Source organism: Nocardioides sp. ChNu-153, from assembly GCF_030466625.1.
In the GTDB taxonomy this organism is placed as follows: Bacteria; Actinomycetota; Actinomycetes; order Propionibacteriales; family Nocardioidaceae; genus Nocardioides.
The window spans coordinates 164708-177714 of the sequence record NZ_JADEVT010000004.1; the positions used below are offsets into that span (position 1 = coordinate 164708).

General features: G+C 74.5%; 9 protein-coding genes and 1 pseudogene. 2 read left to right on the forward strand and 8 right to left on the reverse strand.

The window, feature by feature from the left end; genetic code table 11:
- Positions 1-62: 62 nt before the first annotated feature.
- Entirely contained in the window at positions 63-2006 is a 1944-nt protein-coding gene (locus tag INN71_RS08275; protein ID WP_277500775.1) for a hypothetical protein, read from the forward strand.
- A gap of 161 nt (positions 2007-2167) precedes the next feature.
- Here the strand turns inward: INN71_RS08275 and sucD are convergent, their stop codons facing one another.
- Together sucD and sucC are read right to left on the reverse strand one after the other, a co-directional pair.
- A complete protein-coding gene (gene sucD / locus INN71_RS08280) occupies positions 2168-3064 on the reverse strand; it encodes a succinate--CoA ligase subunit alpha (protein ID WP_277500776.1) in 897 nt (298 codons plus the stop codon).
- A 19-nt stretch (positions 3065-3083) separates the two neighbouring features.
- Positions 3084-4244, reverse strand: coding sequence for an ADP-forming succinate--CoA ligase subunit beta (sucC, locus tag INN71_RS08285; protein WP_277500777.1), 1161 nt, complete (start codon positions 4242-4244; stop codon positions 3084-3086).
- 279 nt (positions 4245-4523) lie between these two features.
- Between sucC and INN71_RS08290 the strand changes: the two genes are divergently transcribed.
- Entirely contained in the window at positions 4524-5753 is a 1230-nt protein-coding gene (locus INN71_RS08290) for a M23 family metallopeptidase (RefSeq protein WP_277500778.1), read from the forward strand.
- A gap of 72 nt (positions 5754-5825) precedes the next feature.
- Here the strand turns inward: INN71_RS08290 and pcrA are convergent, their stop codons facing one another.
- The 6 genes and pseudogenes from pcrA to INN71_RS08320 all read right to left on the reverse strand — a co-directional run bounded on the left by pcrA (position 5826) and on the right by INN71_RS08320 (position 12904).
- The gene (gene pcrA, locus INN71_RS08295; RefSeq protein ID WP_277500779.1) at positions 5826-8366 is read right to left on the reverse strand and encodes a DNA helicase PcrA; all 2541 of its coding nucleotides are present in this window, start codon (positions 8364-8366) and stop codon (positions 5826-5828) included.
- 62 nt (positions 8367-8428) lie between these two features.
- Positions 8429-8791, reverse strand: coding sequence for a hypothetical protein (locus tag INN71_RS08300; RefSeq protein ID WP_277500780.1), 363 nt, complete (start codon positions 8789-8791; stop codon positions 8429-8431).
- 53 nt (positions 8792-8844) lie between these two features.
- Complete coding sequence (locus INN71_RS08305) at positions 8845-9306, reverse strand: universal stress protein (RefSeq protein WP_277500783.1); 462 nt, start codon at positions 9304-9306, stop codon at positions 8845-8847.
- Positions 9306-10610 (reverse strand): annotated as a pseudogene (locus INN71_RS08310) (APC family permease); the annotation flags it as partial. The gene INN71_RS08305 and the pseudogene INN71_RS08310, both read right to left, overlap by 1 nt.
- A 219-nt stretch (positions 10611-10829) precedes the next feature.
- A complete protein-coding gene (locus INN71_RS08315; RefSeq protein ID WP_277500781.1) occupies positions 10830-11501 on the reverse strand; it encodes a response regulator transcription factor in 672 nt (223 codons plus the stop codon).
- Entirely contained in the window at positions 11498-12904 is a 1407-nt protein-coding gene (locus INN71_RS08320; protein ID WP_301800058.1) for an ATP-binding protein, read from the reverse strand. Before INN71_RS08320 ends, INN71_RS08315 begins: the two co-directional genes overlap by 4 nt.
- Positions 12905-13007 lie beyond the last annotated feature (103 nt).

Here is a 13007-nt window from a genome sequence, read left to right on the forward strand (position 1 = left end):
GCTCGGGCGGGGTCGGGTGCCGGTCCCGGGCACCCGGGCCGTCGGCTACCGTGGACGCCGCCATGGCCGACTCCGATGCGTTCGACGCGTTCTACAAGGACGCCCGCGACCGGTTGCTGGCCCAGACCTACCTCCTCACCGGTGACCTGCCGGCGGCCCGCAGCGCCGTGCGCGAGGCGTTCGTGGCGGCGTGGCACCGCTGGTCGAAGGTCGCCGCGTCCGGCGACCCGGAGGCGGAGGTGCGGCCGCGCACCTGGGCCCAGGCCCAGCGCCGCGCCACGACGCGCCCCTGGCACCGCGAGAAGGGCCTCGCGCCCGAGGTGACCGCGACCCTCGAGGCGCTCGCCGCCCTGGACGGCGCCCCGCGCCGGTTGCTGCTGCTCTCCGAGCTCGCCGACCTCGCGCTGGGCGACGCCGCCCGCGAGGCCGGTGTGACGCTCGAGGAGGGGGCGCGCCACCTCGCCGTCGGCCGGGCGGAGTACGCCGAGGCCCTCGGCCTGGTCACGCCCGAGGAGGTGACGGCCACCCTCGGTGTCGCCGCCGCGGCCGCGACGGCCGACGCGCGGTGGCCCCGGCCCTCGATCCTGCGGCGGGCCGGCTCCCGTCGGCGCCGCACCCACGCCGTCGTCGGCGCCGCGCTCGCGGTCGTCGCCGTCGGGGCGTCCGGGTTCGTGGTGCACGACGAGACGGGCACCCCGACCTCGCTCGCGCGCTCGGTGGACCGCGACATCCCGGTGCCGGGCAGCCCGCCGACGCTGACCTCGCCGGAGCTCGCGGACAGCCTGACCGTCGACACGCTCCTGCCGACCGCCGACGTGGAGGTGCTGGGCCCGGACCTGACGTGGACCACCACGACCACGGACAACACCCCGGGCGACGGCCTCGTGCTGCCGTGCCAGGAGGCGCGGTACGCCGACACCGACGGGCTCGCCGGCTTCGTGCGCACCTTCCGGGCCACCACCACCGACGGCCGGTTGCTCCAGGCGTTCCAGGCCAGCGAGCTCTCGCGGTCGGCCGAGGCCGCCGGCGGTGCCTACGGCGAGTGGGCCTCGTGGCTCGCGGGCTGCTCGATCCCGCGCACGCAGCTCGTGGCGACGTACGCCGTGGAGGGCGTCGGCGACGAGGCCGTCGCCTTCGTGCTGCGGCGCAGCGGCGAGGAGGCCGGCATCGTCACGGCCGGCGTGGCCCGCACGGGCGACATCACCACCGTCACCGTCGCGGACGTCGCCGGCGCGGAGGAGGACGCGGGCCCGACCGTGGCGAACCTGCTGGCCACCGGCGTCAACCGGATCTGCGAGACCGAGGGCGGCGGGGAGTGCGCGAGCGACCCCGCCCTGGTGCCGCGACTGCCCCTGCCCGTCGGCGACGACCCGTACCTGCTCGACGTGGTCGACCTGCCCCCCGTGCCCGGCGTCGAGCTGCCCTGGTCGGGGACGCGGCCCGCCGCACCCACCACCGGCACCGAGTCGGCCACCGTCTGCGACAACGCGAACTTCGTCAACGCGGGCATCGCGTCCCCGGTCACCCGCACCTTCCTCATCACCGACGCCGGGCTGCCCGACACCTTCGGGCTCAGCCAGTCGACCGGCACGTTCGCCGACGCCCAGGTCGCCCAGGGCTTCGTGGGCGCCATCGAGGGCCTGGTCGCCGACTGCCAGGAGAAGGACCTCGTCACCGGCGCCGAGCTGATCGGCGACGAGACGTACGACGACGGCCGCCTGCTCGTGTGGAGCATCGACGTGCGCGTCGGCGAGGACTCCACCGTGCGCATGCTCATGGGGGTCGCCCGCGCCGGCGCCCTGGTCACCCAGGTCAACCTCGTGCCCGCCGGCGACGCGACGCTCGAGGACGAGGAGTTCGTCGCCGTCGTCGACCGCGCCCGCCAGCGCCTGGCCCAGGTCAACGCCAGCGCCGCCGCCGCGCCCGCCGACCCGGCCACCACCGCGGCGCCCAGCGCCCCCGCCGAGCCCGCGGCCCCCGCGACCCCCGCCCCCTCCGAGGGCTGAGCGCCGGGGGTGGCGGGTTCCCCGGTGCACCGGGGAACCCGTCACTTCCGGTGCCGACCTTTCCACCGGAAGCGGTGGGTTCGGTCCGCGACCCCCGCCCCCGGACGCGAACAGGGCCCGCCCCCTCGCGGGGGCGGGCCCTGTCGGGCGTGCGGTGCGACTCAGAGCGCGTCGAGGATCTCCCGCATGAGGCGAGCGGTCTCGGACGGCGTCTTGCCGACCTTGACGCCGACGGCCTCGAGGGCCTCCTTCTTCGCCTGGGCGGTGCCCGAGGATCCCGAGACGATGGCGCCGGCGTGGCCCATCGTCTTGCCCTCGGGGGCCGTGAAGCCCGCGACGTAGCCGACGACCGGCTTCGTCACGTTGTCCTTGATGTACGCCGCGGCCCGCTCCTCGGCGTCGCCGCCGATCTCGCCGATCATGACGATGGCCTTCGTCTCCGGGTCCGCCTCGAACGCCGCGAGGGCGTCGATGTGGGTGGTCCCGACGATCGGGTCGCCGCCGATGCCGATGGCGGTCGAGAAGCCGTAGTCGCGCAGCTCGAACATCATCTGGTAGGTCAGCGTGCCCGACTTCGACACGAGGCCGACGGGGCCCTTGCCCGCGATCGTCGCCGGCGTGATGCCGGCGAGCGCCTCGCCCGGCGTGATGATGCCGGGGCAGTTGGGACCGATCATCCGGGTGGACTTGCCGTCCAGGTACGCCCACACCTCGGCCGTGTCCTGCACGGGCACGCCCTCGGTGATGACCACGAGCAGGCCGATGCCCGCGTCGATGGCCTCGATGGCCGCGTCCTTGGTGAACGCCGGCGGGACGAACGCGACGGACACGTCGGCGCCCGTCTCCTTCATCGCCTCCGCGACGGAGGCGAACACGGGCAGCTCGACGGCGTTGCCGTCCTTGTCCAAGTGGCTGACGGTCGTGCCCGCCTTGCGGGCGTTGACGCCGCCCACGACGTTCGTGCCGGACTTGAGCATGAGGGCGGTGTGCTTGGTGCCCTCACCGCCCGTGATGCCCTGGACGATGACCTTGGAGTCCTTGTTGAGGTAGATCGACATGTTCTCTCTCCGTCCCGTCTCAGGCGTTCGCCAGCTCGGCGGCCTTGTCGGCCGCACCGTCCATCGTCGGCACGACCGTCACCAGCGGGTGGTCGCGCTCCGCGAGGATCCGGCGGCCCTCCTCGACGTTGTTGCCGTCGAGGCGGACGACGAGCGGCTTGGTGGCCTCGTCGCCGAGGATGTCGAGCGCGCCCACGATGCCGTTGGCCACCGCGTCGCACGAGGTGATGCCGCCGAACACGTTGACGAAGACGCTCTTGACCTGCGGGTCGTTGAGGATCACGTCGAGGCCGTCGGCCATGACCTGCGCCGAGGCGCCGCCGCCGATGTCGAGGAAGTTGGCGGGCTTCACGCCGCCGTGCGCCTCACCGGCGTACGCGACCACGTCGAGGGTGCTCATCACGAGACCCGCGCCGTTGCCGATGATGCCGACCTCGCCGTCGAGCTTGACGTAGTTGAGGCCCTTCTCCTTGGCCTTCGCCTCGAGGGGGTCGGCCGCGGCCTTGTCCTCGAACTCGGAGTGCTCGGAGTGACGGAACTCGGCGTTCTCGTCGAGCGACACCTTGCCGTCGAGCGCCTCGAGGACGTCGCCCTCGAGACGGGCGAGCGGGTTGACCTCGACGAGGGTGGCGTCCTCCTCGACGAAGACCTTCCACAGCGCCAGGATCATCTGCACGGCCTGGTCGGTGAGGGCCTCGGGGAACTTGGCCTCCGCCACGATCGCGCGCGCCTTGGCCTCGTCCACGCCCGTGCCCGGGTCGATGGCGATCTGTCGCACGGCCTCGGGGTTGGTCCTCGCGACCTCCTCGATCTCGACACCACCCTCGACGGACGCGATGCAGAGGTACTGCCGGTTGGCCCGGTCGAGCAGGAAGGAGAAGTAGTACTCCTCCTGGATGCTCGCGGCCGGGGCGACGAGGACCCGGTTGACCGTGAGGCCCTTGATCTCCATGCCGAGGATGTTCGACGCGTGCTCGTGCGCCTCGTCGGGCGTCTTGGCGAGCTTGACGCCGCCCGCCTTGCCCCGTCCGCCGGCCTTCACCTGCGCCTTGACGACGACGACGCCGAGCTGCTCGGCCGCCGCTCGGGCCTCGTCGGGCGTGTTCGCCACGATGCCCTCGGTCACGGCCACGCCGTGCTTCGCGAAGAGCTGCTTCGCCTGGTACTCCATCAGGTCCACGATCCGACCAGTCCTTTTTGTGTGAGGTGAGAGTCCGGATTCCTCGCGGCACGATAGACCCGCCCGGTCCGCGGCAGCACAGGGGTCTCGCACCGGCCGGTACGACGTGACGTCGGCCACACGCGCCGGGTCCGCGCCGGGGCACAGCGGCACGATCCACAGGTGGCGCGAACCCGGGATTCCGGCGGACGGCGTCCGTCCGTTACAGTCGGGCGCTGACCTTCCGAGCACGTCAACGCAGGCCCCCGCCTGCCGAACCGAACGAGGAACACGAGGTAGATGGGCAACCACCGAGCCGAACGTCGCGGCCCCCGCCGCGCAGGCTCGTCGACCGCCGACGCCCCTCGCCCTGCCGGAGGCAAGCGCGCCGCCCGTCCCGCCCCGCGCCGCAGCCCCGTCACGGAGCCGGAGGCCACCGAGGCGCACCCGGTCGACGAGTCCCCCGAGACCGCCGCGCCGGCCCTGGCCGCGCTGGCCGACGAGGCCGCCCGCGAGGCCCTGGTACCCACCACGCCCTCGCCGCAGACGGTGCTCCCGTCCGTCGCTGCCGCCGCCGACCACGGCGTGCGCTCCGAGGTCTCGTTCGAGGACACCACGCTCACGCTGCCGGCCGTGCCGACCGAGGCGTCCCCTGCGACGACGTACGACGTCCGCGGTTTCGCCGCGCAGGCGCGCGCCGAGCGCCGGGCCGGCGCGAGCGCCACGCCCGGGCGCCGCAAGGCGGTCCGCGCGAAGGAGCCCGCCGCCCCGACGGGTCTGCGCCTGCCGATCCGTCCCTCCGCTCCCGTCCTGGCGGGCGTCGCCGTGCTGGCGATCTCCGCCGGCGGCGCCGTCACCGCGGGTGGCGCCAGCCCGACGGCCGAGGTCGACCCCGCGTCGTACCGGCTCTCGGCCAGCAACGCGATGTCCGGCACCACGGTGGCCTCCAGCAGCGACCTGCTGACCGAGCGCACCCGCGCCGTCAGCCGCGACTCCGAGCGCGACGCGCTCGTGGACGCCGCCGACGAGGCGACCATCGCCGAGACCGAGGCCCAGGCGCAGCGCCGCTCGACCGAGCTGCAGCTGCTCGCCAGCTCCGCGGAGGAGCAGGCGGAGCTGCTCGCGCTGAACGCCTGGGTGCTGCCGGTCGACAACTACCGCCTCACCAACCGGTTCGGTCAGGCCGAGTCCTACTACGCGTCGGGCTACCACACCGGCCTCGACTTCGCGGCCCCGTCCGGCACGCCCATCCGCGCCGTCGCGGGCGGCCGGGTCACGGAGACGGGGTACGCCGGCAGCTACGGCAACAAGACCGTCATCACGCTCGAGGACGGCACGGAGATGTGGTACGCCCACCAGTCCTCGATCAGCGTCTCGTCGGGCACCGAGGTCGCCGCCGGCGACGTCATCGGGTACGTCGGCTCGACCGGCAACAGCTCCGGTCCCCACCTCCACCTCGAGGTGCGCCCCGGTGCCGGCGACCCGGTCGACCCGGCCGCCGCGATGGCGCAGAACGGCGTCACCCCCTGAGCTAGACCCGGCGGCCCCCGCGCCTCCCGCACGAACGGCCCCGACGCCTCGCGTCGGGGCCGTTCGCCTTCCTCAGAGCTTCTCGACCGGCGCGTAGCGCAGCAGCAGGCGCTTGACGCCCTGGGACCCGAAGTCGATGGAGGCCACGGCCTTCTCGGCCGCCCCCTCCACCGTGACGACGGAGCCCATGCCGAAGGCGTCGTGCACCACCCGGTCACCGGGCGCCAGCGACGGCACCGGACGGTTCTTCTTCGCCTTCGCGGCGGCGTCGGCGCGGGCGGCCGCCGCGGAGAAGTTGCGGCGCCCGGCGGCGGTGGGCAGCCCGAGCGGTGTCGTCGAGCCGCCGCCCGGGCGGGTGCCGGCCGCCGCGTTGCCCGACCCGAGGTCGGAGCGCGTCCACGACGTCATGGCGGCGGCCGTGCGCCGCCACTCCACGAGGTCGACCGGCAGCTCGTCGAGGAACCGGGACGCCGGGTTGTGCGACGGGGCGCCCCAGGCCGAGCGCACCACGGCGCGCGAGATGTAGAGGCGCTGCTCGGCGCGGGTCAGCCCGACGTACGCCAGCCGGCGCTCCTCCTCCAGCTCCTTGCGGTCGCCCAGCGTGCGCATGTGCGGGAAGACCCCGTCCTCCATGCCGGTGAGGAACACGACGGGGAACTCCAGCCCCTTGGCCGTGTGCAGCGTCATGAGGGTGACGACGCCCCCGCCCGTGCCGTCGTCGTCGGGGATCTGGTCGGCGTCGGCGACGAGCGCGACCCGCTCGAGGAAGTCGGTGAGGCCCGGCGTCACGGTGCCCGCCTCGACGTCGTCGGGGTCCGCGGAGGGTCCCGCCTGCGGGTCGTCGGCGAACTCCCGCGCCACGGCCACCAGCTCGGCCAGGTTCTCCAGCCGCGTCTGGTCCTGCGGGTCGTCGGACTCCTCGAGCTCCGCGAGGTAGCCCGAGCGGTCGAGCGCCGCCTCCAGGATGACGTCGGGCCGCTCGTCGGCCGCCACCATCTGCTGCAGCTGCTCCACCACGTCCACGAACGCACGGATCGAGTTGAGCGAGCGCGTGGCGATGCCGTCGGCGCGGTGGGCGACGCGCAGCGCCTCCCAGTACGTCGAGCCGTCCCGCGCCGCGAGCGCGGCGACGCAGGCCTGCGCCCGGTCGCCGATCCCCCGCTTCGGCGTGTTGACCACCCGGCGCAGCGACACCTCGTCGGCCGGGTTGGCCAGCATCCGCAGGTAGGCCAGGGCGTCGCGCACCTCGCGCCGCTCGTAGAAGCGGACGCCGCCGACGACCTTGTAGGGCATCCCCACCCGCACGAAGATCTCCTCGAACACCCGCGACTGCGCGTTGGTGCGGTAGAAGACCGCGACGTCGGCGGGGCGCACCCCGTGGTCGTCGGTGAGGGTGTCGATCTCGTCGGCGACGAAGCGGGCCTCGTCGTGCTCGTCGTCCGCGACGTACCCCACGATCGGCTCGCCGTCGCCCGCGTCCGACCACAGCCGCTTGGGCTTGCGGCCCTCGTTGTTGCCGATCACCGCGTTGGCGGCGGTGAGGATGGTCTGCGTCGAGCGGTAGTTCTGCTCGAGCATCACCGTCGTGGCGTCGGGGAAGTCCTGCTCGAAGTCGAGGATGTTGCGGATGTTGGCCCCGCGGAACGCGTAGATCGACTGGTCGGCGTCGCCCACCACCATCAGCTCGCTGGGCCCGACGCGCTCCCCCGCCGAGCCACCGACGTCGCCCGGCACCGGCGTGCCGGAGTCGCGCGCCGCCTCCGGGTCGTCGGCGCACAGCTGGTGGATGAGCGCGTACTGCGCGTGGTTGGTGTCCTGGTACTCGTCCACGAGGACGTGCCGGAACCGGCGGCGGTAGACCTCCCGGACCTCCGGGTACGCCGAGAACAGGTGCACCGTCGTCATGATCAGGTCGTCGAAGTCGAGCGCGTTGGCGTCGCGCAGGCGCCGCTGGTACTGCGTGTACGCCGCCGCGTAGGCCTCCTCGAGCCCGTTGCTGGCGTCGGCCGCGGCCTGCTCGGGGTCCTTCAGCTCGTTCTTGGCGTTGGAGACCCAGGCGAGCACGGCGCGCGGCTGGTAGCGCTTCGGGTCCAGCTCGAGGTCGCTGAGCACGAGGCCCATGAGCCGCTGGGAGTCGGCGGAGTCGTAGATCGAGAAGCTCGACGAGTAGCCCAGCCGGTCGATCTCCTTGCGCAGGATCCGCACGCAGGCGGAGTGGAACGTCGAGACCCACATGACGCGGGCCCGGCGACCGACGAGCGCCTCGACGCGCTCCTTCATCTCGGCCGCCGCCTTGTTGGTGAACGTGATGGCGAGGATCGAGCCGGGGTGCGCGCCCCGCTGCGAGACCAGCCAGGCGATGCGCCGCGTCAGCACGCGGGTCTTGCCCGAGCCGGCGCCCGCGACCACGAGGAGGGGCTTGCCGGCGTGGACGACGGCCTGGCGCTGCGGCTCGTTGAGGCCCTCGAGCAGGGCGGCGCGCTCGGCGGCGCCGTCGTCGGCGGGTGCGGCACCGCGCCCCGCGCCCCGCGACGGGGGCTCGGGACGGGCCTGGAGGTGCTCGAGACCGGGCAGGACGAAGGTGTCGACCGGGGGGACGGAGGGTGAGGACATCGTGGCGTCAAGGGTACGCACCGCCACCCCCCGTCACGGTCGGGGCACCCGCCCCGGGCGGCTCAGTCGAAGGTGTGCACCGGCGACCAGAACAGGGCGACGACCACCTGCACCACCGAGAGCACGAGCAGCCCGAGGAAGAGCCCGTCGGGGATGCGGGGCTTGCGGGTGTTGGCCATCACCAGCACCAGCAGCACGAGGCCGATCCCCAACTTGACCGCGATCTTGCCGTGGTCGACCGCGGCGTCGCCGGCCTCGAGCACGCCCACGAGGAGCAGGCCGGCGACGAACGCCGTACCCACCCCGTCCCGCACGGGCGGGGTGATGCGCTTCTCGGGGTCGCGCACCTGGGCGAGCAGCCCGCCGATGAGGGCCGCGAAGCCGAGCACGTGCAGCAGCAGGAGGACGAGGCGCAGGATCTCCACGGCCCGCAGCGTAGTCCCCGCCGGCGCGGCCGGCGCCGGTGCTGCCGCCGCCCTCAGCGCTTGCGACGCGGCTGGGGACGGACCACCAGCACGGGGCACGGCGCGTACTGCTGCACCCGCTGGGCGGTGCTGCCCAGGAGCACCCGGTCCGAGAGCCCCCGCCCGCCGCTGGCGACGACGACCAGCCCGGCGTCGACCTCCTCGGCGAACCGGATGATCTCGGCGCCCGGCGAGCCGCTGCGGACCCGGCGTGCGACCTCGGGCCCCCAGTCCGCGAACACGGCGGCGACCGCCGCGGTGGCGGCGCGGGCCGCGTCGCGGAACGACGCCACCTCCTGCGTCGCCGACTCCCGCGGGCCGGGGTCGAGCTCGTTGACGAACGACACCGCGGCCAGCGGCCGCACCACGGCGAGGACCGTGATCGTCGTGAGGGCGCCGGGGTCGGCGAACGAGCGCAGGTGGCGGGCGGCGGCGAGCGACTGCCGGGACCCGTCGGTGGCGACGACGACGTGCATCACGCACCCCCGTCCCGGCGCCGTCCCAGCACCCGTTCGCACAGGTAGAGCAGGACGCCCAGGCCGAGCAGCCCCGCACACCACACGAGCGAGGTCCAGTCGTCCACCACGACGTAGACGAGCAGCGCCGCGTTGCCCGCCAGCCCGAGCACGAGCAGCGCCGTCGGCGCCCGGAACGTCCCCGGGCCCTCGTCCGTCCCGCGCAGCCGGAGCGCGGAGACGATCACGAGGCCGTAGATGAACAGCAGGAGCACGACCGTGACGTTGGCGAGCGTGGTCACGAGCCCATCGCTGCCGCCCCACCCGGCGCGGTCGACCAGCGTGCCCACGCACAGCAGGGCCACGACGACCACCGCGGCGAAGACCAGGGCCACCCACGGGCTGCGCCGGGTGGCGTGCACCCGCGCGAACACCCCGGGCACGACGTCCTCGCGGGCCATGCCGAAGAGGATGCGCGACTGCGTCACGATCGCGACGAGGGTCGTGTTCGTGATCGCGACCATGGCGATGATCGAGAACAGCGTCACCATCGTGCCGTCGGGGACGGGCACGACGTCCGCCTGCACCACCTGCAGCAGCGCGGGGTCGCCGTCGGTGGCGACGAGGCGGTCGAACGGCACGACGAGCGCGGCGCTGACGGCCACGAGCACGTAGACGATGCCGGCGCCGACCATGCCGCCCACCAGCGCGCGGGGGAAGGTGCGCCGCGGGTCGACCGTCTCCTCGGCGACGTTGGCCGCGTTCTCGAACCCCGTCATGGCGAAGAAGGCGAGCGCGACGCCGGCGACCAGCGCCCACACGGGGTTGCCGTCGGCCTCGAAGCTGGTGAGCACCCCCGCGTCCGCCTCGCCGCTCGCCACGTGGGCGACGCCGATGACCACGATGATGACGAGGCCCGAGACCTCCACCACCGTCATCACGAGGTTCGCGGCGACGGACTCGGTGATGCCGATGAAGTTGACGAGCGCCAGCAGGCAGACGAAGACGACCGACACCAGCAGCGCGGGCGGGGCGTCCCAGACCGCGGCGAAGTACGTCGAGAAGCCCGTCGCCAGCGACCCCGCGGCCGCGAAGGTCGCCGAGAGCATGCTGATGGTGACGAGGAAGGTGAACGCGGGCGAGCGGAACGCCTTGCCGACGTAGAGCGCGGCGCCGGCTGCCTGCGGGTACTTCGTGACGAGCTCGGCGTAGGCCAGCCCGGTCAGGGTGGCCACGGTGACGCCGGCCATGAACGCGAGCCAGAAGGCCCCGCCGACCGCGGCGGCCACCGCGCCGATGAGGACGTAGATGCCGGAGCCGAGGACGTCGCCGAGGACCTAGAAGAAGAGCAGCCGGCCGGTGATGGCGCGGTGCAGGTCGTCGGGCCCGTCGTCCGGCGCCCGCGCAGCCTCGGCGCCGAGGGCGGCCGGTGGTGCGGGATCGGTCATCTCGTCGTACCTCCCGTGCACGGGAGCGCCTGGGGGCGCCCGATCCCTGCCGTTACCCCGTGGGGGCCCGCCCAACCCCCCGCCCGGCCCCCGCGCTCAGAGCAGGCGCCGGTCCGAGGCCCACCGGGCCAGCTCGTGGCGCGACGAGAGCTGCAGCTTGCGGAGCACGCTCGACATGTGGGTCTCGACGGTCTTGACCGAGATGAACAGCTCGCGGGCGACCTCCTTGTAGGCGTAGCCGCGGGCGATGAGCCGCATCACCTCCCGCTCCCGCTCGGAGAGCAGGTCGAGGTCCGCGTCGACGTCCGCCACCGGGATCGCGCCGGCGAAGGCGTCGAGCACGAAGCCCGCGAGGCGCGGGGAGAAGACGGCGTCACCGTCGGCCACCCGGCCGATGGCGTCGACCAGCTCTCCCGCGCTGATCGTCTTCGTCACGTAGCCCCGTGCGCCGCCGCGGATCGTGCCGATGACGTCGTCCGCCGCGTCGCTGACGCTGAGCGCGAGGTAGCGGGTGCCCGGGGCGGACGTGACGCTGCGGCGCACCACCTCGACCCCGCCACCGCCGGGCAGGTGGACGTCGAGCAGCACCACGTCCGGCCGTGTGCGGGCGACGACGGCGACCGCCTCGTCCACGTCGGCGGCCTCGCCGACCACCTCGACCCGCCCGACGCCCGCGGTCGCCAGCTCGCTGCGCACGCCCGCGCGGAACATGTGGTGGTCGTCGACCACCACCACCCGCACCGGCACCGCCCGGCCCTCGTCGCTCACTGTCCGTCCTCCCTCGACTGGCCCGACTGGCCCGACTGGCCCGACTGGCCCGCTGTCGGCGCCGGCAGGTGCAGGCGCACCTCCGTGCCCTCGCCCGGCGCGGAGCGCACGCGCGCCCAGCCCCCGTGCCGGCCCATCCTCTCGACGATGCTGCCGCGCACGCCGTGCCGGTCCGCCGGCAGGGCGTCGGGGGCGAACCCGGCGCCCCGGTCCCGGACGAACACGTCGACGGAGCCGCCGATCACCTCGACGTACACGTCCACCCGCCCCGTCCCCGCGTGCTTCGCGGCGTTGACCACGGCCTCCCGCGTCGCGGCGACGACCGGGGCGAGCCGCTCGTCGTACGGCGCGTCCCCCACCGTGACGACCTCGACCTCGACCCCGTGGTCGTCCTCGACGGCCGCCGCGGCCGCCCGCACCGCGCCGGCCAGGGTGCTCGCCTCGGTCCGCTCGTCGGCGAACAGCCAGCCGCGCAGGTCGCGCTCCTGGCTGCGGGCCAGCCGCGCGACCGCGACCGGGTCGTGGGCGTTCTTCTGGATCAGCGCGAGGGTCTGCAGCACCGAGTCGTGGAGGTGGGCGGCGACGTCGGCGCGCTCCTGGCTGCGCACCCGCTCGGCGCGCTCCTCGCCCAGGTCGCTGACCAGTCGCACGACCCACGGGCCGACGACCACCGCGAGCCCGCCGATGCCCAGCAGCACCGCCAGCACCACCTCGCGCGCCGCCGCGAGCCCGCCGTCGCGGAGCACGAGCACGAGCAGGCCGCCGGCCAGCAGGAGGCCGCCGGCGGCGAGGCGCGCGTAGGCCGCCCAGCCGCCGGACCCCAGCACCATGCCGACCGGGTCGAGGGACTCGGTGCGCTCCAGCCACCGCTCCCGCTGCGCCTCGTCGGCCTGGCGCCACAGCAGCGCGACGCCGCCCGCGACGAGCGCGAGCGCCCACACGAGGGTGCCGCGCCCGACCGCCGCCTCGACCACCAGCACGCAACCGACCGCGACGGAGCCGACCACGGCGGCCTGGCCGACGTTGGCGACGTGCCGGGCACGCCGGGGGCGGCGGCCGTCGCGGGTGGCTCCGGCCAGCCCGGGGGCGCCGGGACCCGGGGCCGTCGCGGGGGGCAGGAGCATCCAGTACGCGCCGTACAGCACGACGCCGAGACCGCCCGGCAGCGTCGCCACCGCGAAGAAGACCCGCAGGGCCAGGAGCGGCACCGCGAGGTGCGCGGCGAGCCCCGCGGCGACCCCTCCGACGAGGCCGTTCTCGAGGTCGCGGCGCGCCCGGCGCACCGACGCCGTCTCGGCGCCGGGCACGGGTGCGGCGGCGGCGCCGGCGGCGGGCGCGGCACCGGTGGCGGATGCGGGTGCGGCGGCGGCCGGGCCGGCGGTGGCGGGGAAGGGGTCGGGCATGGCGGAGCCATCGTCACACGGGCGCGCCGCCCCGCACATCGGGACGATCCCCGAGCCAACCCCGACCCGCGGGAGGCGACGCCCGGCCCATCCCCGGGGCAGG